This window comes from Martinezella sp. CNPSo 3890 (genome assembly GCF_057784455.1).
This window is the reverse complement of sequence record NZ_JBXSOR010000001.1, coordinates 24,787-45,842: the sequence shown is the minus strand read 5'-3', so window position 1 is coordinate 45,842 and position 21,056 is coordinate 24,787. Positions and strand designations below refer to the sequence as shown.

Sequence of the window (21,056 nt, the reverse complement as noted above, 5' to 3'; positions counted from 1 at the left end):
GGAGGCGTAAGGCAACATGGATGTCCAGCAGGAGAGCGGGAAGGTTCTGCCCTTCGACGTGACGCATCGGCTCGTGCTGTCGATCGCGATTCCGATGACGCTCGGCTTCATGACGACACCGCTGCTCGGCCTTGTCGATACGGCCGTCGTCGGGCATCTCGGCCAGCCGGACGCGCTGGCGGGGCTTGCGATCGGTGCCGTGTTGTTCGATCTCCTTTTCTCAAGCTTCAACTTCCTGCGCGCTTCGACGACAGGGCTCACCGCGCAAGCCTACGGCCGTCATGACCGGCACGAACAGCAGGCCGTCTTCTGGCGCGCGCTGATATCGGCGCTCACATCAGGCATCCTGATCGTGCTCTTGTCGCCTCTTCTCCTTTGGCTCGGCCTCAAGTTGATGGGACCGCAAGGCGGCATCGCGGAGGCGACGCGCACCTATTTCTCCATCCGCATGCTGTCGGGACCGGCAGCGCTTGCCAATTACGCGCTGCTCGGCTTCGTGCTCGGCCGTGGTCAAGGCCGCATCGGGCTTTTGCTGCAGACCGTCATCAATGGCGTCAATATGGTGCTCGCCATCCTGCTCGGCTTATACCTTGGCTGGGGTGTAGCCGGCGTCGCCTGGGGTACACTGATTGGCGAAGCAAGCGGCATGCTGCTAGGGCTTGCTATTGTCCTGCGCAGCTTTGCCGGCGAGGAGCGGCCGCCGCGCGTGGAACTGCTTTCCCGCGCCAAACTTACCCAGCTCTTCGCGCTCAATCGCGATATCCTGATCCGGACCTTCGTTCTGATCGGCGCCTTCACGCTGATGACGCGCATCGGCAACAGTTTTGGTGCGGTCATGCTCGCCGCCAATGCCGTACTGATGAACTTCTTTTTGTTATCCGGCTATTATCTCGACGGGCTCGCCAATGCCGCCGAGCAGATCACCGGCCGCTCGATCGGCGCCAATTACAGGCCGGCCTTCGAGCGCGGATTGAAGCTGACCGCGCTCTGGTCCTTCGGGCTGGCGCTTGCCGCCGCCATTTTCTTCTTCACCGTCGGGCCGGCCCTGATCCGCCTGCTGACCACCTCGGAGGAGGTCCGCGCCGCGGCCGAAACCTATCTGCCCTGGGCGGCAATCACCGGCTTGACCGGGGCACTCGCCTTTTTGATGGATGGGGTCTTCATCGGCGCCACATGGTCGCGCGAGATGCGCAACAAGATGCTGCTATCCTTCGGCGGCTATCTCATAGCGCTCGCCGTCTTCGTGCCGACGCTTGGCAATCATGGCCTGTGGATGGCCATGAACGCCTTCCTGCTGTTTCGCGGCATCTTCCTGGCCATGGGCCTGAAGAAGCGGGCCGATCAGACGTTCCGGTTCGCCCAGTAATCCAGCTTGGCATCGCGTAGGTCGCGGATCGAGCCGGCACGCTCGCGATCGAGCAGCTTCGACAGGCCGGTGACGACCTGTCCCGGCAACCCTGGCCCTTCATAGACCATGCAGGAATAGAGCTGCACGAGATCCGCGCCGGCCTTGATCTTCTCCAGCGCGGTCTCCGCTGAGGAAACGCCGCCAACACCGATGATCGGCAGCGCGGCACCCACACGGCGGCGCATCTTGGCAAGCACCGCAGTCGATTTTTCAAAGACCGGCTTGCCGGAAAGGCCGCCCGCCTCCTTGGCCTGCCGCTGATCTTTCAATCCATCGCGCGACAGCGTGGTGTTGGAGACGATCAAGCCATCGAGCGCATGCGACAACACTTCCGCGGCGATGTCATCCATGCCCTCTTCGGTCAGATCGGGGGCGATCTTGAGAAAGACAGGGATGCGTTTGCCGGCCTTTGCCGCTTCCTCGTCGCGCGCGGCAAGCACGGCCGACAACAGGGCCGACAGGCTTTCGCGCGCCTGCAAATCGCGCAGGCCCGGCGTATTCGGTGAAGAAATATTGGCGGTGAAATAGCGCGCCACGGAATAGAAGCGGCGGATACCGGCGACATAATCGGCGATGCGGTCGGCGCTATCCTTGTTGGCGCCGATGTTGACGCCGATGATGCCGTTGCCGCGGATGGTTTTGAGGCGCTGAAATGCTGCCTCATGGCCCTCATTGTTGAAGCCGAGGCGGTTGATGACGCCTTCGTCTTCGACCAGCCGGAAGATGCGTGGGCGCGGATTGCCCGACTGCGCCTTCGGCGTGACCGTGCCGATCTCGGTGAAGCCGAAACCAAGCTTCAGCAGCGCCTCCGGCACTTCGGCATTCTTGTCGTAGCCGGCCGCCATGCCTATGGGGTTAGCAAAGTCGAGCCCTGCCACGGTCTGGCGCAGGCGGGGATCGTTGTGTGTGCGGCAAGCCGGAATGAGGCCGGATTTCAGCGCCGCTATCGACATGCCATGCGCGGTTTCCGGATCGAACAGGAACAGGCCGCGCCGGCCAAGGTCGCGAAAGGCGCCGATCATTCCGCCATCTCCGGAAAGAGGTGAGCTCCATCGTCGCCAATCGGCAGCGGCTTTTCCCAGAGCACGGCCGAAAGCGGCAGCGGCGCGTAGAGATGCGGGAAGAGATCGCCGCCGCGCGAGGGTTCGAACACCAGCTTGTCGCCGAGCGCGTCGCCGTCCACCGCGACGAGCAGCAGCCCGGTCTGCCCGGCGAAATAGAGCTCGGCGGTTTTTCGTGCCTGCTTCGCGGTGGAGAGATGAATGTAGCCGTCGGTCAGATCGATCGCCGCGCCATGAAAAACGCCGGTTTGTCTGGCTTGCTGCCAGAGCGTGTCCGGCACGATCTTGTAAACCACTGGCATGGCGGTCATCATCCCTCTGTAAAGCTGTCCTGATAGGGCTTTGCACGAAAACATCAGCCGATGTCCACGGTTTCCGTGATGGATTTGGGGTTTAACGCAGAAAATCCGGAGGATGACATGACGAAGGAACTGAAAATCGGCCTTGCGGCCATGCTTGTGCCTGCCGCTTTTCTTCTCTCCACACCGGTTCTATCGGCCGAACCGGACGCAACGCGCTTCCAGCTGGAACGCAGCGGCGATCATTTCATCCGCCTCGACAAGCAGACCGGGGCGATGTCCATCTGCCAGGATCAGGGCGGCAATCTCGTCTGCCGCATGGCCGCCGACGAGCGCAGCGCCTATGACGACGAACTCGATCGACTGTCCGATCGCGTGACGAAGCTGGAAAAGACCGTCGCCGCAAACAAGGGATCGAGCCTGCCCGACGACGCCGAGATCGACCGTACGCTCGGGATCATGCAGAAATTCATGCGTGGCTTCATGGGCATGGCGAAGGAATTCCAGAACGAGCAGCCGGATGTGAAGCCGCAGCCGCAGAAGACCTGATGGCTGTAAAAAGGGCCGCGAAAGCACGGGGATAAAGGACCGTATTCCTATGCCGGCCTTTACTCGCCAAAATGCCTCGGTTAACCTTTTCTAAAGAGCAAAGCGCCGGGCGAGCCGGCGCGGATACCGAGCGGCGATGCTGTCACACGAGCAGATATGGGGTGCGATCGACCGGCTTGCCGAGCGGCATGCCTTAACGCCTTCCGGCCTCGCTCGCCGTGCCGGCCTCGATGCCACCTCCTTCAACAAATCGAAGCGGCTGAGCCAGGACGGACGCCTGCGCTGGCCCTCGACGGAATCGATCGCCAAGATCCTGGATGCGACCGGAGCAACCCTGGAACAATTTCTGAGCTTCATTCGCCCGGCCGAGTCGTCGACCGCAACAGCCGAGAACGGAATCCTGCCACCCGGCACCTCCATCCCACTGATCGGCTTCGCCCAAGCGGGCGCAGGCGGCTTCTTCGACGATGGCGGATTTCCAGCCGGTCAGGGCTGGGACATGGTGGAATTTCCCGTCGCTGCCGGGCACAGGACCGGCGCCTATGCGCTCGAGGTGCAGGGCGAAAGCATGTTGCCGCTCTATCGCGACGGGGATATTCTGATTGTCGAGCCAGGTGCTCAGATCAGGAAAAACGACCGTGTCGTCGTGAAGACCCGCGAGGGCGAAGTCATGGCCAAGGTCCTGCTGCGGCAGAGCGCCAAGTCGATCGAGCTTTTGTCGCTCAATCCCGAACACCCCAACCGCAGCTTCGATCTTGCGGATGTGGAATGGATTGCCCGGATCATTTGGGCCAGCCAATAGGAAAGTTTTCTCGTTATGCGTCGTAATATTTGGCTTGCAGGTGCGGCAGGCGCGATCGTCGGTTCTTGGTTGACCCTCGTCGCGATTCAGGTCAGCGAGCGTGGTTTCAGCCTGCCCCACCGAGACCACAGCGACACGACGGCTCAAAGCAAGCCGGCTGTGACTGGGCCGGGCGAGACTGCCAAGGCCGGCACCACACCACCAAAGGCTATCGAGGCACCTAAGCAAGCCGAGACCACGAAGCAGAACGGCGCAAATTCAGGTCAGGCGCAATCGGAAGGCCAACCGGTAGCGCAAGCCGCCGGCTCGGCCACGCAAGCAGCGAAGGATAAGGCAACGATCCTCGCCACAGCGTCCCCATCGACAAGCAGTTCCGACGGCAGTCCCGAGCTGTCCGCCGCTGCCATGGCGGCGGCTGCGGCGGCGAGCGATGGCGACGAGACTAAGGCCGCGGAAAACAAGACGGCGGCAGCGCCGCCGGTGACGCAACAGGACGACAAGGTTCCGAGCGACGCTGCCCGTTCGAACGACGTATCGACGAAGCCAGAGGAAATCCAAAAGCTGCCGCCTGCGACAGATATGGCGAGCGGCAAGGACGCCGCCACGTCCCAGGCCCAGCAGTCAAGCGAAAACACGCCGGGCAAGGCGGTAGCCGCTTCATCGGAGACTGGGTCTGACGACCAGGCCAAGACCGATCCCATCCCGGACAACCGGATACCGGCCGACCAGATCGACAGGGAGACGGCGGCGGCCGAACATCGAACCCTGCCGCCGGAATTGCCGCGGCAGCAGCCAGCGTCTCAGTCCGAACAGGCAGCACTTGATCCCGCATCCAAGCCGCAGGAGCAGACGACAACGATCGAACTCGTCCGCCCCTTCTCGGATCAGGCCGGCATATTGACCATCACCGGTAGGAGCGTACAGCTCACCGGGATCATTCCGACCGATGTCGATCGAATGTGCACCGGCCCGAGCGGGAAGGACTGGCCCTGCGGCCAAGCCGCGCGCACGGCATTCCGCATGTATCTGCGTGGCCGTTCGATCGATTGCGATGTGCCCGATGCCAACTGGAAAGGCACTGTCAAGGCCGCCTGCCGCTACGTCCGCGTCGATCTCAGCGCCTGGCTGGTGCGCTTCGGCTGGGCCGATCCGGAGCCAGGTTCGCCGCTTGCATCGCTCGTCGACGAGGCCAAGCAGAAGAAGCGCGGCATGTATGGCGACGATCCGCGCAAGAATGGAAAATCGACGCTCGGGCCGGCCTTGCCCAAGGAAGACCCGCTCAATCCGATCTGACGTCTTGCTTCCGCCACCACAGCGCCGCGCCTCATATATCGCGCGCAAAGGCCGCTACGGCACTTCCAATCCGCCGCATAATTCCTTAAATCGATTCCGATTCAAGGAATTATGCAGTAACTTTTGCCATGGGACGCGCGACTTTTCAGCTTGCCAAATTCAAAGGACTTCGCCTGTCATGAACAAGCCGCTTTCTGCTCACGAGGCCCTGATCTACGTCATGGTATTGGCCTCGGCCGTTGACCGCACGATGAACGACCGGGAGCTCAGCCGCATCGGGGAGCTCATTCACGCCCTGCCGGTCTTCAAGGGGTTCGACGACGAGAAGCTGATTTCCGTCTCTCGCGATTGCGCCAAGCTTCTTTCGAACAATGAGGGATTGGACATCGTGCTCGAAACCGTGCGCGATACGCTTCCCGCCCGTCTCTACGACACGGCCTACGCCCTTGCCGTCGAAGTCGCTTCGGCCGACCTATCGGTCAAGGCCGAGGAATTGCGCCTGCTCAGCCTACTCCGCGACCGTCTTGGGCTCGACAAGCTGACCTGTGCGGCCATCGAACGCAGCGCAATCGCCCGCTATCGCAAGGCCTAGAGGCTTTTTCCGAATTGCGCTAATCAGTAAAGCCCGTAAGGGAAATAGCGCAGATAGATTTCCTGCAGCCTGCCATCGCGAGACAGGGTGGCAAGCGCGTGGTTGATCGCGGCCGTCAGATCGGCGTCCTGCTGGCGCAGCATGATGGTCATGCCTTCGCCGAGAAATTGCTGTGACAGGTAGGGACCGTCAAAAAGAGCGCAGCATTTTTCCGCCGCCGGCGACGAGACCCAGAAGGAAAGCTGCAGGCCATCGGCAAATGCGGCATCGACCTTGCCGTCCTTGACGGCGGCCAGAAGCCCATCCTTGTCATCGAACGGCACCGACTTGATCGCCGGGAAGAAGGCCGCCAGCATCGCCTCGTGCACCGTGCCCTTGACGACGCCAACAGGATGTCCCGAGAGCGAGGCGGCCGTCGTGCCGCCGATCGATGCCTTGAGGTTGCGCACGAAGCGGGCCGGCAACATCAGGAACGGCCGTGAAAAGGCGAAGGTCTTGCGCAGTTCGGGTGTGACCGCAACGCCGGCGATGACGGCATCGCCTTGCGAAGCGGCAAGTGCGCCCTGCAATTCGCCAAAGGGCAAGGCCTGGATCTGGCATTTGTCCGCTATTGCCAGCTCGTCGCAGATCTTGCGCGCCAGCTCGACATGGAAGCCGGTGAGCTTGCCGCTCTGATCGAGAAAATTGAAGGGCGGAAAGTCGATCGACGTCAGGAAGCGCAGTCTGACCAGCGAGGACAGATCCGGCTTCGGAAGGCGCTCACGCGCATCGAACAGGATCGGCAGGCTCTGCGGCTTCGTCTCCTGGGCGGCAAGCGGCAGGGTGCAGGACATGGCGATCAAGGCCGTAAGCGCGAGATGCCGGGCGGCCGACATGATCGAGGAAAGGCAAACACGCATGGTCTGGATCGGGCCTCCGGTCGTGGATGCACATCTCTGGTTTCACGAATCCGATGTAACAGAGTCATGCCGCAGGGGGAATATCGCGGTCTACTGATGGCCGAAGCTCCGGGATGAGCGACGTTCGAGCTTTTTTACTTTTTCTGCAGGACCAGCCGTTCAATCTTTCCCGATCGGGTGCGGTCCGCCTCTCCGCGCCGCTTCAGCAGCCTTGCCGGGGTACCGACATAGATGCCGTAAGGCTCGGTCCTGCCCTTGACGACGGCGTTGGCGCCGATAACGCATCCTTTGGAAATATGGGAGCCACCGAGGATCTTGGCGCCCGCTCCGATCCAGACATCGTCTTCGATGACGATCGGCTTCTTCGTCACGCCCTGAAGACGAATTGGGCGGGAAATATCATCGAAATTGTGATCGAAGGAAACGATCATCGCATGCGCAGCGATGCGTACATCATTGCCTATGACGATCCCGCCGCGGCCCAGCAGAATGCTGTAATCGTTGAAGGAGACGTGATTACCGATCTCGATGCTGCCTTCCTGTGCATCGATGACGACTCCCTTGCGGAAATGCACTCTTTCCCCGATGCGAACGTCGCCGCGCCGCCAGATGATCCTGGTGCCGAGAGGTACTTTCGTGCTGCGGGCAATCTTCAGCGCACCGCTTCGAAAGAGCGCCCTCAGCCTGTAAACCCAAGCTATTCCACGCATTCCGACGCTCCTGACAAGGGGCGCCTGTTTTTGCATGCTTGTCTGGCGGCCACCTGAATGCGTCACAGATGGCGATGCGGCAGCGCAGCCACAAGTGCTGTCCTTGCATTGCTCAGGTGCGCGCAGCAAGACCCGTGATCAATGCAATCACGCCAAAGCCCGCCGCCCCTGCGCATACGGCAGCCCAGCCGCCGAAATCCCATGCCGTGCCGGCGAGCGCCGATCCGAGAGCCCCGCCGAGGAAGAAGATGCCGACGAACAGACCATTGATCCGCCCGCGCGCCTCCGGCTTCAGGAGATTGACGGCACGGCGACCTAAGGTCTGATCGCCGGTGACGCCGACATCGAGCAAGACGGCGCTCATGCCCAGAAGGATCAACAGGGCCACGGAGCTGCCCGAGCGTATTCCACCCACCCAGGCGGCCAGCGCCATCGCGGCAAGCACGATCACATGCGAGGCCAATGTCGCCGTCCGCGTCCATCCCCTGTCGCCCATACGGCCGAAGACGGAGGTCGCCGCGGCACCACCGGCACCCACAAGGGCAAACAGCGCGATGCCGGATTGGCCGAGCGAGAACGGCGGCTGCGCCAGACGCAGTGCGACGGAAGTCCAGAACAGGCTGAAGCTCGCCATCATCAAGGCTGCCGTGAAGGCGCGCAGCCGCAGCACCGGTTCCTCCTGCAAAAGCTTGAAGAGCGAACCGATCAAGGCCCCGTAGCTCGCGCTGATCAGAGGGCGCCGCTCGGGCAGGCGTAGGGCGAGCACAGCGGCGAGGAGCGCAAGCGTTGCGGCGCTCAACGCATAGAAACTTCTCCAGCCCCAGAAATCGGCAATCAGGCTCGCCAGCGGTCGCGAGACAAGAATGCCGACCATGACGCCACTCATGACATTGCCGATCACCCGGCCGCGATGCTCAGGCGGCGCCATCGCTGCCGCGATCGGCACGAGGATCTGGATGGCGGAACAGGCCGCTCCCAGAAGGAAGAGGAAGATCAACAGGCTCCAGCCGGTCGGCGCAAAGGCGGCGGCAACGGCCATGACCAGAGCCGAAAGGAGCATGCGCAGCACCAGCTGCCGGTTCTCCATAAGATCCGCCAGCGGCACCAGAAAGAACAGGCCGGCGGCGTAGCCAAGCAGCGAGGCCATGGCCACCAGGCCGGCACCGCTTTCGGAAAAGCCGAGCGACGGACCGATGATGCCGACCAGTGTCTGAGGCGCGAAAAGATTGATGATGATGACGCCGGTCGCGATGGCGAACAACAATGTCGAGGGAGCGGCCGTTGCTGCGGAAACCTCTTCCTCCGGCTCGCTCGTGATGCATTCCGGGACTTGCGACATGATCTCTCCAATAATTTCTGATAATAAAGATAGCAATCATTATCGCTTTATTGCATAATGCGGCAATTAAAATGAACTAATAATGATTATGCGAGCCAAGCATGAACATTCATGACCTGGAAGCCTTCGTCGCAGTGGTGGAAACAGGTTCGATCGTTGCCGCCTCCGCGCGCATCAATCTGACCCAGCCAGGCATCACCCGCCGCATACAGAACCTGGAAGACAGCCTCGGCATTGCGCTGCTCGACCGGCAGTCGAAGCCCTTGCGGCCAACGGCGGCAGGACGCGAGGCCTATGAGCATGGGCGCCGCGTGCTTCGCTCGCTCGACGATCTGAAGGCAGGCGTTTCGCCCGGCGGCACAATCGGCGGCGAATTCCGTCTCGGGATCATGCCTTATCTCTCCGAAGCGGCCTTATCGGCCCCGCTCGACGAGTTACGCGGCCAGTTTCCGCAATTGACGCTGCGCGTCGTCACCGGCTGGTCGCCGCAACTGATCGAACAGGTCGCTCACAGTCAGCTCGATGCGGCAACCGTCTGCCTGGCGGAAGGGCTGCAGCCGCCGGATAATGTCGTCGGCGAGATGCTCGGAGTCCATGCCGTCATTCTCGTCGCGGCACCCTCGCTGGGCGTCCCCAAGGAACCGAGATTGGAAGATCTCTCCCGCTTCCCCTGGATCATGAACCAGAGCGGCTGCGGCTTTCGCGCCTTCATTCAGCATCGCTTCGAAGCCGAACGCCTGCCCTTCGACGTCGGCGTCGAGGCCATGAGCGCCGATCTCAGAATGTCGCTGGTCGCGCGCGGTCTCGGCATCGGTGTCTTGACGCCGGCCGCACTAGCGGACAGCCGCTGGCGCGATTTGGTCGAAATCGTCGAAGCCCCGGATTTCAGCCCGAAGGTCGTCAACTGGCTGGTGCATCGCCCGCCGGCGGGGCGGCTTGCCCGTCCGATCGCAATTTTTGGGGAAGCGCTGAAGGAAACGCTGAAAACGAAGAGACCGCTTCTGGCGTGAAAAGTATGGAGCGGGTGAAGGGAATCGAACCCTCGTATTCAGCTTGGGAAGCTGCTGCTCTACCATTGAGCTACACCCGCCTGACACCTTGAGATGTCCAACAGTTGGCGGCCTCTGTCAAGGCCACCAAATAGTCGATCACAGCCGGAAGTGCTTGGAGAGCTTCAGGCCCTGTGCCTGGTAGTTCGAGCCGAGACCGGAGCCGTAGAGGCTGCTTGGCTGTTCCAGCATGTGTTCGTAGATCAGCCGCCCAACGATCTGGCCGTCTTCCAGTATGAAGGGCACTTCGTGGCTGCGCACTTCCAGCACAGCGCGACTGCCGCGGCCGCCGGCCGGTGCGTGGCCGAAGCCGGGATCGAAGAAGCCGGCATAGTGGACGCGAAATTCGCCGACCAGCGGATCGAAGGGCGTCATTTCGGCGGCGAAATGCGGCGGCACATGCACAGCCTCGCGCGAGACGAGGATGTAGAACTCATCGGGATCGAGGATCAGCTCGGTCCGGCCGCGGCTGTAGAGCGGCTCCCAGAAGTCAAAGATATCGTGCTGGGCCTTTTTGTCGACATCCACAACCGCCGTATGGTGCTTGCCGCGATAGCCGATAAGCCCTTCCTTGTCGCCGGCAAGATCGATCGAGAGAGCGATGCCGCCGCCGGTGATATTCGGCTTCTTGCTGGCGACCAGCGTCTCGCTCTCGTGTAGCGCCAGCAGTTCCGGCTCGGTGAGCAGGGCTTGGCCGACGCGGAAGCGGATCTGCGACAGGCGCGAACCGCGGCGCACGACGATCGGGAAGGTGCGCGGGCTGATTTCGAGATAGAGCGGGCCGGAATAGCCGGCCGGGATCTTGTCGAACTCCTGCGCCCGGTCGGTGATGACGCGGGTGAAGATGTCGAGACGGCCGGTCGAGCTCTTCGGATTGGCGGAGGCCGACATATCCTCGGGTAGATCCAGCCGCTCCATCAGCGGCACAATATAGACGCAGCCCGTTTCCAGCACAGCGCCTTCGGAGAGATCGACCACATGCAGTTTCAGCCGGTCGAGCTTATCGGCGACGAGGTGCGATGGACCGGGCATGAAGCTGGCGCGGACGCGGAAGGCATGCGAGCCGAGCCGCAGGTCAAGGCTTGCCGGCTGGATCTGATCGACATCCAGTTCTCTCTCGCTCGTCAGCCGCCCCGTTTCAAACAGCGCTGCGATGGCGCGATCGGCCAAAATTCCAGTATTGCGAGCCATCATGCTTCTCTCATAATTTGTCGCAGACAAAACCAAACTCGGGGAATTGACGCAAGCCGTCAACGGCAGTATTGCAACTTATCCCGTGGTGATTTGGCCGGTCGGCTTGCAGCCACGTTAAACAAATGGCTAAAAAGACCGGGGTTGAACCGGTCTGCTTTTGCGACCGGTTTTTTTGTTTTGAAAGTGGTGATGGCATGAGCAAGACTTGGCGCCCCGCAACCCAGCTCGTACACAACGGAACGCTCCGTTCGCAATTCGGCGAGACCTCCGAAGCAATCTATCTGACCCAGGGCTTCGTCTACGACACGTCGGAAGCGGCGGAAGCCCGTTTCAAGGGCGAGACGGACGGTTTCATCTACGCCCGCTACGGCAGCCCCACCAACGACATGTTCGAAAAGCGCATGTGCGCGCTGGAAGGCGCTGAAGACGCCCGCGCCACCGCGTCCGGCATGGCCGCGGTCTCCGCAGCCATCCTTTGCCAGCTGAAGGCCGGCGATCATATCGTCGCTGCCCGCGCCCTCTTTGGCTCCTGCCGCTGGGTGGTCGAGACGCTGGCGCCGAAATACGGCATCGAATGCACGCTGGTCGACGGCCGCTTTACCGAGAACTGGGAAAAGGCCATCCGCCCGAACACCAAGGTGTTCTTCCTCGAAAGCCCGACCAACCCGACGCTGGAAGTGGTCGATATTGCCGCCGTTGCCAAGCTCGCCAACCAGATCGGCGCGAAGGTCGTGGTCGACAACGTCTTCGCGACGCCGCTCTTCCAAAAGCCGCTAGAACTTGGCGCCCATATCGTCGTCTACTCCGCCACCAAGCATATCGACGGCCAAGGCCGTTCTCTCGGCGGCGTCATCCTCTCCGACAAGCAGTGGATCGACGAGAACCTGCAGGACTATTTCCGCCACACCGGCCCGGCCATGTCTCCCTTTACCGCCTGGACGCTGCTGAAAGGCATTGAGACGCTGCCGCTGCGCGTTGCGCAGCAGACGGCGAACGCCTCCAAGGTTGCCGATTTCCTCGCCGAGCAGACCAACAAGGTCGCCCGCGTGATCTATCCAGGCCGCAAGGACCATCCGCAGGCCGATATCATCGCCAAGCAGATGAGCGGCGGCTCTACGCTGGTCGCCTTCGAGCTCAAGGGCGGCAAGGAAGCGGCCTTCAAGCTGCAGAATGCGCTGGAGATCGTCAAGATTTCCAACAATCTCGGCGACTCGAAGAGCCTGATCACCCATCCTGCCACCACGACGCACAAGAACCTCACCGACGAGGCCCGCGCCGAGCTCGGCATTTCGCCGGGCACCGTGCGCTTCTCCGCCGGCATCGAAGACAGCGTGGATCTGGTCGAGGACTTCGCCCGCGCGCTCGAGCAGGTTTCCGCCTGATATCAATCGAGCCGCCCGGATTTTTCCGGGCGGCTCGACCTGCCCTCATCGGGCAATCTCGCGAGAGATAGGGTAGCTCGTCAGCTAGCGGCCTTGAATTCAACCAGACCGTTGTTCAGAAAGACCGTCTTGTCGAACAATTTGAGATCCAGCGGATTCGGCAGGCGAACATCCGAGAGATCGGGCACTGGTTTCAGCGCCGGATCATAGGAACGGTCGATCTGCGAGACAAAGACGACGATCACGCCTCTGGCGCGCGCAAACGCCTTCAGCGCCCGGACCTGGATCATCAGCTCCGGTTTTTCCCGTTTCTGATCGAGCAGCTGCAGAAAATCGACGACCGCCAACGTGCCGCGTGACGCCTGGGCCAGCTTTTCGACGATATAGTCAGCGCTGATGGCATCCGAATTGTCGAATCCGAACAAATCGGCAAATTCCGCGTGATCGGCGCCGATCACCGGAAAACGGTCCAGAACCACTTTCTCGGTGTCTTCCAGCGTGAAGAAGACACTGCGGTTACCAGCCTTCATGGCTTCGACGGCGAGCCGCAAGCTCATCAGGGTCTTGCCGTGGCCGGGCCGCGCGCCGATCAGCACCAGATCGCCCGGGCTTAAACGCGAATACAGTTCGCTGACAGATACGGCCGTGTTCGTTTTACTTGCAAGCAAGCTCCAGCCTCCAAAGCCTTCGCCAGCCGCGACGCGATCCAGCGCAGCGTGCAAGGGGATTTTCTGCTGGCGAGACAGGAGTTTCGCCTTACGCTTCAAATGATAAACAGGGGCAGAAAGCCTCATCTAAACCTCCTATTGCGAGCAATGACCGCAACCCCTCCTTATGCCAGGCGCTCAAACAGTCGGTTTTGATATCGACGGCCCCGCATGAAATATACTTTCCCGAATGGAGGGGGGAGGCACGGGCCATGCCAGAATCAGATGATAGCCGAAATCCTCCTGAGAGGGAATCGGGCGCAAGTTCCCTCAGCGGAACATAAAGAAGGACAGTGGGTTATATGGCCGAGAGGTTTTAATAACTGGCGATCAGATGTGACGCCCACTCCCTGAAGTGCACCAGCAATTGCAGCAAGCGTATCCCCACTCCATAAGCTCCATCGGCGGCATTATGGTAGACAAGACTAAATGACGAGCGAAACGAGATACTTTGAGAGTAAAGGACTAACCTTCTTCATTCGTCGTAATAGCTGAATTTCAGAATGATCCGCATCCCTAAGCGAGATTTCATCACGCCGTTCCTTGACGGAATGGATTGGTTATAGGATACCGCTAGATATCCTGCGCTTTGCGGGAGCAGTGGAAAGCGGATAATATGCCGCAGACGTGAAAATGCTGAGACGATAATGGGGCTTCGAGGAGCCTCCGGCGCCTCAGAGCAGTGGCAAGGTATCAGGCATGTATCGCGCCCTAACACGCGACATCGAAGTGGTTGTAGAGCCGTTTTATCTGGAGGAGCAATCCGATCCGGACGATGATCGCTATGTCTGGGGGTATCGCATCGTCATTTCCAACCACTCGAAGCGGGCCGTGAAGCTGGTGACGCGCTACTGGCACATCACTGACATGAATGGCATGGTGGATGAAGTAACGGGGCCAGGAGTCGTCGGTGAGCAGCCGCATCTGAAGCCCGGCGATACCTATGAATATTCCTCCGGCTGCCCGCTGGACACGCCCTCAGGCATGATGTTCGGCCATTACCAGATGGAAACGGACGACGGGGAACTCTTCCATGTCAAGATCCCCGCCTTCTCGCTGGATACGCCGAACCTGCTGCGCACGCTGAACTAGAGCAGTTTCGCTTTTCTTCGAATCGCGAAAATGCTCTATCCCTTTGTTTTCATGCTATTCCGGACGGAAAACCGCTACACACTTTTCCTGGAATTGCTCGAGAGCGGCATTAAGCCGCTTCTATCTCCGACACTTCGAAGCGATAGGTGGTCGAGCAGAACTCGCAGGTCACGGCGATCTCGCCATTGTCCTGGCTGGCCTCGATCTCCTCAGCCGTGAAACCCTTCAACACGCCCTTCAGCTTGTCGCGCGAGCACGAGCAGCGGTCATAGACGGCCTTCGGTTCATAGACGCGTACGCCACGCTCGTGGAACAGGCGATAGAGAAGGCGCTCGGTGCCAACCTGCGGATCCGTCAGCTCATCGGCATCGATGGTTTCCACAAGGCTGCGTGCCTCCGCCCAGGCATCGTCTTCTACATGATCGCGCACGCCGGTATCGCCGTCACCGCCATGCAGGTCCGGCTGACGCATGCGCTCGGGCGCTTCGGGCAGGAACTGCGCGATCAGGCCACCGGCCCGCCAGCGGTGACGCGGCTTGCCGTTCTCATCACGGTCGAAAAGTTCTGCCGCCCCCAGACGCACGCGCGTCGGGATCTGCTCCGACTGACGGAAATAGGTGCCGGCAATCTCTTCGAGCGAGGCGCCATCAAGCGCGACAATGCCCTGATAGGGCTGGCTGAAACGGCCCTGATCGATGGTGAAGGCGAGAACGCCTTTGCCGAGCAGCTGTTCCGGCTCGGTCCGGCCTTCGGCGACTGCCTTTTCCAGTGCTTCTTCGTCGAAACGGGCATAGGCGCGAACATTTTCCGGCGTCGTGAAATCGGCAACCAGCAGGTCCACGGGACCGTCGCCCTTGGTCTGTACGGTAAACTTGCCTTCGAATTTCAGCGACGTGCCAAGCAGGACGGTCAGGACGATGGCCTCCGCCAGAAGGCGTGCAACCGGCGTCGGATAGTCATGCCGGGCAAGGATCGCGTCCAGCAGCGGACCGAGCTGTACGGCACGGCCGCGCACGTCCAGACCTTCCACCTGGAAGGGAACGACATGATCGTCACCGGCGAAATCAAACTGACCCAGCGTTGCGGCATTTTCGGCCATTGCTTTACTCCTACTGCGCCCGCGCCCTTGAGACGCGGTTTAATATCTTCAGATCGCGCCCAGGCACCAAGCAAGAATCGACTTTTGCGCATGAAGGCGGTTTTCCGCCTCATCGAAGACAACGGATTGCGGGCCATCGATCACCTCGTCCGTCACCTCCTCCCCGCGATGAGCAGGCAGGCAATGCATGAACAAAGCGTCTTTGCCGGCCTGTGCCATCAAAGCCTTGTTGACCTGATAAGGCTGGAAGACGTTGTGACCGCGTGCCCGGTGCTCCTGATTCATGGAAACCCAGGTATCGGTTACCACGCAATCGGCGCCGGCGACCGCACGGTCTGCATCATGCGAGAGCATGATTTCGGCGCCCTCGTTGCGGGCCCAGTTCAGATAGTGATCCTTCGGCTCGGAGCCAAGGGGTACCGCCATATTCATGCGATAGCCGAAGCGCGCGGCCCCTTCGATCAGCGAATGCAGCACGTTGTTGCCGTCGCCCGTCCAGGCGAGCGTCTTGCCCTTGATGGGACCGCGATGCTCCTCGAAGGTCATGATATCCGCCATGATCTGGCAGGGATGCGTATCGTCGGTCAGCGCGTTGATGACCGGAACGGTCGCATGTTCCGCCAGCTCCAGCAGACGCGAATGATCGGTCGTGCGGATCATGATGGCATCGACATAGCGCGACAGCACCTTGGCCGTATCGCCGATCGTTTCGGCGCGGCCAAGCTGCATTTCGGTGCCGGAGAGGAACAGCGTCTCGCCGCCCAGCTGTCGCATGCCGACATCGAAGGAAACGCGGGTTCGGGTGGACGGCTTCTCGAAGATCATCGCCAGCATCTTGCCGGCGAGCGGCTTGTCGGCAGTGCCGGCCTTCTGCGCGCTCTTTCGCACGATCGCGTCATCGATGATGCTGCGCAGATCGGCCGCCGGAACGGCAGAGAGGTCGAGAAAGTGTTTCGGAGAAGCCATGTCCTTACCTGTGCTCCAGAAAAAACAATAACGCCCGCGTGGGGCAGGAACGCCCCGTCAGCGGGCGTTGAACTCAAGCCGATTTCTTGGTGCGGGCAGCGCGCGCACGCTCGGCGGCACGCTCCAGGCGGGCAAGACCTTCGCGTGCTTCTTCGGCGGTGACGACCAGCGGCGGCAGAAGGCGGATGACGTTATCGCCGGCCGGCACGCCGAGCAGATGCTCGGCACGGATAGCCTGCAGCAGCTCTGCCTGCGGAATGGCCGCCTTGATGCCGAGCATCAGACCTTCGCCGCGAACGTCCTCGATGATGTCAGGAAAACGATCCTTGAGCGAGGCGAGCCCCTGGCGGAAGACCAGCGAGACATCGCGCACATGCTGCAGGAAGCCTTCGGCAAGCACGATATCGAGAACGGCATTTCCGACCGCCATAGCAAGCGGATTGCCGCCATAGGTCGAGCCGTGCGTGCCCGCCTTCATGCCTGAGGCGGCTTCTGCCGTCGCAAGGCATGCACCGAGCGGGAAACCGCCGCCGATGCCCTTGGCGACAGCCATGATATCAGGCTTGATGCCGGCCCATTCATAGGCGAAGAGCTTGCCAGTGCGGCCGACGCCACACTGTACTTCGTCGAGGATCAGCAGCAGGCCATGTTCGTCGCAGATCTCACGCAGCCCGCGCAGGAATTCGTTGGTGGCCGGACGGATGCCGCCCTCGCCCTGGACCGGCTCGATCAGGATTCCGGCCGTCGCATCCGTGATGGCGGCGCGCACGGCATCGAGATCGCCGAATTGTACCTGATCGAAACCCGGTGCCTTGGGTCCGAAGCCCTCGATATACTTCTCCTGGCCGCCTGCGGCGATGGTCGCGATGGTGCGGCCGTGGAAGGCGCCCTCGAAGGTGATGATGTGGAACTTTTCGGGATGCCCCTTGGCGAATTGATAGCGCCGCGCCGTCTTGATGGCGCATTCCAGCGCCTCGGCGCCCGAATTGGTGAAGAATACCTTGTCGGCGAAGGTCGCTTCCGTCAGCCGCTTCGACAGCTTCTCCTGACCTGGCACCTCGTAGAGGTTCGACAGGTGCCAGACCTTGTCGGCCTGGGCCTTCAATTCGGCGACGAGATGAGGATGGGCGTGACCGAGCGAGTTGACCGCGACGCCGGCTGCGAAATCGAGGTAGCGCTCGCCATTTTCGGTGACCAGCCAGACGCCCTCGCCTCGCTCGAACCGTAACGGAGCGCGCATATAGGTGTCATAAAGCGGCGTGGTCTCGGCCATGGCCATATCTCCTGATCACAACTTTAAGGACCGATCGCTTCGATTTGATGAAACGGGTCCGAAAAAATCAAAAATGCCGCCTTGCGGCGGCCTGGGCACTATTGATGTTTTGCACCGCGATGTCAACAAAACTGGCGTTTTAGCAGTTGCGAGAAAGCGCTTGCCGGCAAAAGAGATGGGTTGGGCGGCGCCTATGGCAGAAATGCCACGCCCGGACAGCAAGTTGGGGAAAACCTCGAAATCGATTCCTCAAGATTCCCGCGACTCTTGTCACGGAGTCAGCCTCACACTAGGTTAAAAAGCAATTGCTAGACTGCATGCGGCGGAACTAGTCACCACAATTTTAGAGCGTTTCGCGCCTCGTTCCCATGCGAGGCAATGGTGAGGGATTCTGCCATCGGAAACGCGACAGCGGAGACAGGGCATGAATTGGACAGACGAACGCGTCGAGAAGCTGAAAAAGCTATGGTCCGAAGGGTTGAGCGCCAGCCAGATCGCTGCGCAGCTCGGTGGCGTGAGCCGTAATGCCGTTATCGGCAAGGTGCACCGCCTGAACCTTCCTGGCCGAGCGAAGGCCGGCGGCACGGCAACCGCGACGCGCACGCCAAAGCGCAGTGCCGCGGCTCCTCGCGCAACGACCTACGGCTCGCGCGTCGCTACCCGCACCGTGGTCGCCCGCCAGCAGGGCGCAACCATGCTGAAGGAAGAGATCGAGATCGATTCCGTCAATGAAATTCAGTATCGCCCGGCATCGAACGTCGTCGTTCCGATCTCCCGCCGCCTCGGCCTGACGGAGCTGACGGAACGCACCTGCAAATGGCCGGTCGGGGACCCGCTGAAGGACGACTTCCACTTCTGCGGCAATGACAGCCCGGATTCGTCGCCCTACTGCACCTATCATCAGCGCATGGCCTACCAGCCAGTGCATGACCGCCGCCGCAACAACGGCTGAAAGTTACCGCAAGACAAAGAGAAACGGGCCCCTCGAGGCCCGTTTTTCTATTTCCGCCGCTATTTAGTAACACCCGAGCGGCAAGCCGCTCAGGCTTCCATGGAATAGCCCGCGCCGCGAACGGTGCGGATGACATCCTGCATATTGGAGAAATTGAGCGCCTTGCGCAGACGGCCGACATGGACGTCGACAGTGCGTTCATCGACGTAGATATCGTGCCCCCATACGCCATCGAGCAGCTGCGAACGCGAGAAGACGCGGCCTGGCGAAGACATCAGGAACTCCAGCAGGCGGAATTCTGTCGGCCCCAGCCGGACTTCGCGGCTCTTGCGGTGGACGCGATGGGTTTCGCGGTCCAGCTCGATATCGCCGCAACGCAGCACCGTGGAGAGAACCTCCGGGCGGGCGCGCCGCAGCATCGCCTTGACGCGGGCCATCAGCTCCGGCGTCGAGAACGGCTTGACGACGTAATCGTCCGCGCCGGTCGAAAGTCCGCGCACGCGCTCGCTTTCCTCGCCGCGGGCCGTCAGCATGATGATCGGCAGGCGCTCCGTCTCCGGCCGCATACGCAGCCGGCGGCAGAGCTCGATGCCGGACACGCCGGGGAGCATCCAGTCGAGGATCAGGAGATCGGGGATGCGCTCCTGGAGACGCAGCTCGGCCTCATCGCCTCTGAGGATGGTGTCGACCTCGAAGCCTTCGGCCTCAAGATTGTAGCGCAGCAGAACGCTAAGCGCTTCCTCGTCTTCTACAACAGCAACTCTCGGAACCATGCGCCTATGGTCTCCTTTCTTCGCTTCCAGATTATTCCGTCACTGCGCCGACGGTGTTGGCGGTATCGTCCTTCGGGCGCTCGCCTTCCGGCTGAGCACCGGTCGCCATGTAATAGATCGTCTCGGCGATGTTGGTGGCATGGTCGCCGATGCGCTCGATGTTCTTGGCGCAGAAGAGAAGATGCGTGCAGGTGGTGATGTTGCGCGGATCTTCCATCATGTAGGTCAGCATCTCGCGGAAGAGCGAGGTGTACATGGCGTCGATTTCCTCGTCGCGTTCGCGGATCGACACGGCCTTGTCCGGCGAGCGGGTGGCGTAGACATCAAGAACTTCCTTGAGCTGGCTCAGTGCCAGTTCGGAGAGGTGTTCGATGCCACGAGCGAGACGACGCGGCACGCCCGTGCCCTGAACGGCGATGACGCGCTTTGCGGTATTCTTGCCGAGATCACCGACGCGCTCCAGATCGGAGGCGATGCGGATCGAGCCCATGATTTCGCGCAGGTCCGCTGCCATCGGCTGACGACGAGCGATGGTGACGATCGCCTTGTCACCAACTTCGCGCTCGGCATGGTCGAGAACGACGTCGTCGGAGATGACCTTCTGGGCCAGGGCCGCGTCGCTGTTGACGAGAGCGCGTACGCTGTCGCTAACCATCTGCTCGGCCAGGCCGCCCATTTCGGCAATGCGGCGCGTCAGAAACTTCAGGTCTTCGTCATAGGCAGAGAGAATGTGAGTGGAGACCATTTTTCTATCCTCAAGTGAACTGTGTGAAAGGAGCCGCGCGCCTGCCATCATCAACCAAAACGGCCCATGATGTAATCCTGCGTGCGGAAATCGTCGGGATTGGTGAACATCTTATCGGTGTCGTTCTCCTCGACCAGGTGGCCGAGATGGAACATTGCGGTACGCTGCGAGACGCGGGCGGCCTGCTGCATGGAATGCGTCACGATGACGATGGTGAAATTCTCCCGAAGCTCGTGGATGAGATCCTCGACCTTGGCGGTTGCGATCGGATCGAGCGCCGAGCACGGCTCGTCCATCAGGATCACCTCGGGGCTGACCGCGACGGCGCGCGCGATGCAGAGGCGCTGCTGCTGGCCGCCCGACAGGCTCGTGCCGGCGTCATGGAGCCGATCCTTCACCTCACCCCATAGACCGGCCTTCTGCAGACTGGTTTCGACGATATGCTCGAGATCGGCCTTTGAGCGATGCAGGCCATGGATGCGCGGGCCGTAGGCGACGTTCTCGTAGATCGACTTCGGAAACGGGTTGGGCTTCTGGAAGACCATGCCGACGCGGGCGCGCAATTCCACGACATCGATGCTGTCGTCGTAGACATCCTGATCGTCGAGCGTGATCTTGCCGGTGACGCGGCAGGTCTCGATGGTATCGTTCATGCGGTTGAGGCAGCGCAGGAAGGTGGACTTGCCGCAGCCGGATGGGCCGATCAGAGCCGTCACCGTATTGGCGCGGATCTTCAGATTGACGTCGAAGAGCGCTCGCTTGTCGCCGTAGAACACAGAAACGTCCTGGCCGATCATCTTGTAGGGGATCGTGGTCATCTTCTTGGCCAAGGCTCTTTCGCTGGCAGCTTCCGTCATCATGTTCATTTCGTG

Annotated in this window: 22 protein-coding genes, 1 tRNA gene and 1 riboswitch; of the genes, 9 read left to right on the top strand and 14 right to left on the bottom strand. The window is 61.1% G+C overall.

The features are described from left to right. Window positions 1–16: 16 nt before the first annotated feature. A complete protein-coding gene (locus AC13RC_RS00245; RefSeq protein ID WP_488556168.1) occupies window positions 17–1,366 on the top strand; it encodes an MATE family efflux transporter in 1,350 nt (449 codons plus the stop codon). On the opposite strand, the gene AC13RC_RS00240 is transcribed toward AC13RC_RS00245, so the two are convergent. Together AC13RC_RS00240 and AC13RC_RS00235 are read right to left on the bottom strand one after the other, a co-directional pair. Then, the gene (locus tag AC13RC_RS00240) at window positions 1,342–2,430 is read right to left on the bottom strand and encodes a quinone-dependent dihydroorotate dehydrogenase (RefSeq protein ID WP_488556167.1); all 1,089 of its coding nucleotides are present in this window, start codon (window positions 2,428–2,430) and stop codon (window positions 1,342–1,344) included. The genes AC13RC_RS00245 and AC13RC_RS00240 overlap by 25 nt on opposite strands. Then, window positions 2,427–2,783, bottom strand: a complete 357-nt coding sequence (locus AC13RC_RS00235; RefSeq protein WP_488556166.1) for a DUF952 domain-containing protein — start codon at window positions 2,781–2,783, stop codon at window positions 2,427–2,429. Before AC13RC_RS00235 ends, AC13RC_RS00240 begins: the two co-directional genes overlap by 4 nt. Before the next feature lie 105 nt (window positions 2,784–2,888). Between AC13RC_RS00235 and AC13RC_RS00230 the strand changes: the two genes are divergently transcribed. The 4 genes from AC13RC_RS00230 to AC13RC_RS00215 all read left to right on the top strand — a co-directional run bounded on the left by AC13RC_RS00230 (window position 2,889) and on the right by AC13RC_RS00215 (window position 6,004). Further along, entirely contained in the window at window positions 2,889–3,317 is a 429-nt protein-coding gene (locus AC13RC_RS00230; protein WP_488556165.1) for a hypothetical protein, read from the top strand. Between the two features lie 136 nt (window positions 3,318–3,453). Then, window positions 3,454–4,119 (top strand): S24 family peptidase, encoded by a 666-nt coding sequence (locus AC13RC_RS00225; protein ID WP_488556164.1) that lies wholly within the window; start codon window positions 3,454–3,456, stop codon window positions 4,117–4,119. Between the two features lie 15 nt (window positions 4,120–4,134). After that, window positions 4,135–5,412 carry a thermonuclease family protein gene (locus tag AC13RC_RS00220; protein WP_488556163.1) on the top strand — a complete coding sequence of 426 codons (1,278 nt, stop codon included), beginning with the start codon at window positions 4,135–4,137 and terminating at the stop codon, window positions 5,410–5,412. Between the two features lie 178 nt (window positions 5,413–5,590). Beyond that, a complete protein-coding gene (locus tag AC13RC_RS00215; RefSeq protein WP_015338732.1) occupies window positions 5,591–6,004 on the top strand; it encodes a tellurite resistance TerB family protein in 414 nt (137 codons plus the stop codon). Window positions 6,005–6,027: 23 nt separating this feature from the next. Here AC13RC_RS00215 and AC13RC_RS00210 read toward each other — a convergent pair whose 3' ends face one another. From AC13RC_RS00210 to AC13RC_RS00200, 3 genes are all read right to left on the bottom strand, one after another. Further along, window positions 6,028–6,837 carry a transporter substrate-binding domain-containing protein gene (locus AC13RC_RS00210; RefSeq protein ID WP_488556729.1) on the bottom strand — a complete coding sequence of 270 codons (810 nt, stop codon included), beginning with the start codon at window positions 6,835–6,837 and terminating at the stop codon, window positions 6,028–6,030. Between the two features lie 200 nt (window positions 6,838–7,037). Further along, window positions 7,038–7,613 carry an acyltransferase gene (locus AC13RC_RS00205; RefSeq protein WP_488556162.1) on the bottom strand — a complete coding sequence of 192 codons (576 nt, stop codon included), beginning with the start codon at window positions 7,611–7,613 and terminating at the stop codon, window positions 7,038–7,040. A gap of 112 nt (window positions 7,614–7,725) precedes the next feature. Next, window positions 7,726–8,952: an MFS transporter gene (locus AC13RC_RS00200; protein WP_488556161.1), complete on the bottom strand. Its 1,227-nt coding sequence runs from the start codon at window positions 8,950–8,952 to the stop codon at window positions 7,726–7,728. A gap of 101 nt (window positions 8,953–9,053) precedes the next feature. Here AC13RC_RS00200 and AC13RC_RS00195 point away from each other — a divergent pair, with 101 nt between their 5' ends. Continuing rightward, window positions 9,054–9,962 (top strand): LysR family transcriptional regulator, encoded by a 909-nt coding sequence (locus AC13RC_RS00195; protein ID WP_112722064.1) that lies wholly within the window; start codon window positions 9,054–9,056, stop codon window positions 9,960–9,962. Between the two features lie 6 nt (window positions 9,963–9,968). Here AC13RC_RS00195 and AC13RC_RS00190 read toward each other — a convergent pair. Further along, a tRNA-Gly gene (locus AC13RC_RS00190) sits at window positions 9,969–10,042 on the bottom strand. Between the two features lie 58 nt (window positions 10,043–10,100). Next, window positions 10,101–11,195 carry a 2'-deoxycytidine 5'-triphosphate deaminase gene (locus AC13RC_RS00185; RefSeq protein WP_069611245.1) on the bottom strand — a complete coding sequence of 365 codons (1,095 nt, stop codon included), beginning with the start codon at window positions 11,193–11,195 and terminating at the stop codon, window positions 10,101–10,103. Between the two features lie 72 nt (window positions 11,196–11,267). Next, window positions 11,268–11,346, top strand: a riboswitch (SAM riboswitch). A 43-nt stretch (window positions 11,347–11,389) separates the two neighbouring features. Between AC13RC_RS00185 and AC13RC_RS00180 the strand changes: the two genes are divergently transcribed. Continuing rightward, window positions 11,390–12,577, top strand: coding sequence for an O-succinylhomoserine sulfhydrylase (locus AC13RC_RS00180; RefSeq protein WP_488556160.1), 1,188 nt, complete (start codon window positions 11,390–11,392; stop codon window positions 12,575–12,577). An 80-nt stretch (window positions 12,578–12,657) separates the two neighbouring features. Here AC13RC_RS00180 and AC13RC_RS00175 read toward each other — a convergent pair whose 3' ends face one another. Then, window positions 12,658–13,371: a DNA helicase gene (locus AC13RC_RS00175; protein ID WP_488556159.1), complete on the bottom strand. Its 714-nt coding sequence runs from the start codon at window positions 13,369–13,371 to the stop codon at window positions 12,658–12,660. 612 nt (window positions 13,372–13,983) lie between these two features. Between AC13RC_RS00175 and apaG the strand changes: the two genes are divergently transcribed. After that, entirely contained in the window at window positions 13,984–14,376 is a 393-nt protein-coding gene (gene apaG / locus AC13RC_RS00170) for a Co2+/Mg2+ efflux protein ApaG (RefSeq protein ID WP_095433884.1), read from the top strand. A gap of 109 nt (window positions 14,377–14,485) precedes the next feature. Here the strand turns inward: apaG and AC13RC_RS00165 are convergent, their stop codons facing one another. The 3 genes from AC13RC_RS00165 to AC13RC_RS00155 all read right to left on the bottom strand — a co-directional run bounded on the left by AC13RC_RS00165 (window position 14,486) and on the right by AC13RC_RS00155 (window position 17,714). After that, on the bottom strand, window positions 14,486–15,475 hold the full coding sequence (locus AC13RC_RS00165; protein WP_488556158.1) for an Hsp33 family molecular chaperone: 990 nt from the start codon (window positions 15,473–15,475) through the stop codon (window positions 14,486–14,488). 48 nt (window positions 15,476–15,523) lie between these two features. Next, window positions 15,524–16,441: an ornithine carbamoyltransferase gene (argF, locus tag AC13RC_RS00160; protein ID WP_183810468.1), complete on the bottom strand. Its 918-nt coding sequence runs from the start codon at window positions 16,439–16,441 to the stop codon at window positions 15,524–15,526. A gap of 73 nt (window positions 16,442–16,514) precedes the next feature. Next, a complete protein-coding gene (locus AC13RC_RS00155) occupies window positions 16,515–17,714 on the bottom strand; it encodes an aspartate aminotransferase family protein (RefSeq protein WP_113332020.1) in 1,200 nt (399 codons plus the stop codon). 424 nt (window positions 17,715–18,138) lie between these two features. Here AC13RC_RS00155 and AC13RC_RS00150 point away from each other — a divergent pair, with 424 nt between their 5' ends. Next, entirely contained in the window at window positions 18,139–18,666 is a 528-nt protein-coding gene (locus AC13RC_RS00150) for a GcrA family cell cycle regulator (protein ID WP_113332019.1), read from the top strand. Window positions 18,667–18,755: 89 nt separating this feature from the next. Here the strand turns inward: AC13RC_RS00150 and phoB are convergent, their stop codons facing one another. From phoB to pstB, 3 genes are read right to left on the bottom strand one after another with little or no spacing between them, the layout of a single operon-like run. Continuing rightward, complete coding sequence (gene phoB, locus AC13RC_RS00145; RefSeq protein ID WP_004128368.1) at window positions 18,756–19,439, bottom strand: phosphate regulon transcriptional regulator PhoB; 684 nt, start codon at window positions 19,437–19,439, stop codon at window positions 18,756–18,758. A 31-nt stretch (window positions 19,440–19,470) separates the two neighbouring features. Further along, window positions 19,471–20,184 (bottom strand): phosphate signaling complex protein PhoU, encoded by a 714-nt coding sequence (phoU, locus tag AC13RC_RS00140; RefSeq protein WP_015338719.1) that lies wholly within the window; start codon window positions 20,182–20,184, stop codon window positions 19,471–19,473. Window positions 20,185–20,234: 50 nt separating this feature from the next. Beyond that, window positions 20,235–21,050 (bottom strand): phosphate ABC transporter ATP-binding protein PstB, encoded by an 816-nt coding sequence (gene pstB, locus AC13RC_RS00135; RefSeq protein WP_113332018.1) that lies wholly within the window; start codon window positions 21,048–21,050, stop codon window positions 20,235–20,237. Window positions 21,051–21,056 lie beyond the last annotated feature (6 nt).

Bases quoted from the DNA above. Each gene is read 5' to 3' on its own strand.
- AC13RC_RS00245 (WP_488556168.1), top strand. From the start codon at position 17: ATGGATGTCCAGCAGGAGAGCGGGAAGGTTCTGCCCTTCGACGTGACG.
- AC13RC_RS00240 (WP_488556167.1), bottom strand. From the start codon at position 2,430: ATGATCGGCGCCTTTCGCGACCTTGGCCGGCGCGGCCTGTTCCTGTTC.
- AC13RC_RS00235 (WP_488556166.1), bottom strand. From the start codon at position 2,783: ATGATGACCGCCATGCCAGTGGTTTACAAGATCGTGCCGGACACGCTC.
- AC13RC_RS00230 (WP_488556165.1), top strand. From the start codon at position 2,889: ATGACGAAGGAACTGAAAATCGGCCTTGCGGCCATGCTTGTGCCTGCC.
- AC13RC_RS00225 (WP_488556164.1), top strand. From the start codon at position 3,454: ATGCTGTCACACGAGCAGATATGGGGTGCGATCGACCGGCTTGCCGAG.
- AC13RC_RS00220 (WP_488556163.1), top strand. From the start codon at position 4,135: ATGCGTCGTAATATTTGGCTTGCAGGTGCGGCAGGCGCGATCGTCGGT.
- AC13RC_RS00215 (WP_015338732.1), top strand. From the start codon at position 5,591: ATGAACAAGCCGCTTTCTGCTCACGAGGCCCTGATCTACGTCATGGTA.
- AC13RC_RS00210 (WP_488556729.1), bottom strand. From the start codon at position 6,837: ATGTCCTGCACCCTGCCGCTTGCCGCCCAGGAGACGAAGCCGCAGAGC.
- AC13RC_RS00205 (WP_488556162.1), bottom strand. From the start codon at position 7,613: ATGCGTGGAATAGCTTGGGTTTACAGGCTGAGGGCGCTCTTTCGAAGC.
- AC13RC_RS00200 (WP_488556161.1), bottom strand. From the start codon at position 8,952: ATGTCGCAAGTCCCGGAATGCATCACGAGCGAGCCGGAGGAAGAGGTT.
- AC13RC_RS00195 (WP_112722064.1), top strand. From the start codon at position 9,054: ATGAACATTCATGACCTGGAAGCCTTCGTCGCAGTGGTGGAAACAGGT.
- AC13RC_RS00185 (WP_069611245.1), bottom strand. From the start codon at position 11,195: ATGATGGCTCGCAATACTGGAATTTTGGCCGATCGCGCCATCGCAGCG.
- AC13RC_RS00180 (WP_488556160.1), top strand. From the start codon at position 11,390: ATGAGCAAGACTTGGCGCCCCGCAACCCAGCTCGTACACAACGGAACG.
- AC13RC_RS00175 (WP_488556159.1), bottom strand. From the start codon at position 13,371: ATGAGGCTTTCTGCCCCTGTTTATCATTTGAAGCGTAAGGCGAAACTC.
- apaG (WP_095433884.1), top strand. From the start codon at position 13,984: ATGTATCGCGCCCTAACACGCGACATCGAAGTGGTTGTAGAGCCGTTT.
- AC13RC_RS00165 (WP_488556158.1), bottom strand. From the start codon at position 15,475: ATGGCCGAAAATGCCGCAACGCTGGGTCAGTTTGATTTCGCCGGTGAC.
- argF (WP_183810468.1), bottom strand. From the start codon at position 16,441: ATGGCTTCTCCGAAACACTTTCTCGACCTCTCTGCCGTTCCGGCGGCC.
- AC13RC_RS00155 (WP_113332020.1), bottom strand. From the start codon at position 17,714: ATGGCCGAGACCACGCCGCTTTATGACACCTATATGCGCGCTCCGTTA.
- AC13RC_RS00150 (WP_113332019.1), top strand. From the start codon at position 18,139: ATGAATTGGACAGACGAACGCGTCGAGAAGCTGAAAAAGCTATGGTCC.
- phoB (WP_004128368.1), bottom strand. From the start codon at position 19,439: ATGGTTCCGAGAGTTGCTGTTGTAGAAGACGAGGAAGCGCTTAGCGTT.
- phoU (WP_015338719.1), bottom strand. From the start codon at position 20,184: ATGGTCTCCACTCACATTCTCTCTGCCTATGACGAAGACCTGAAGTTT.
- pstB (WP_113332018.1), bottom strand. From the start codon at position 21,050: ATGAACATGATGACGGAAGCTGCCAGCGAAAGAGCCTTGGCCAAGAAG.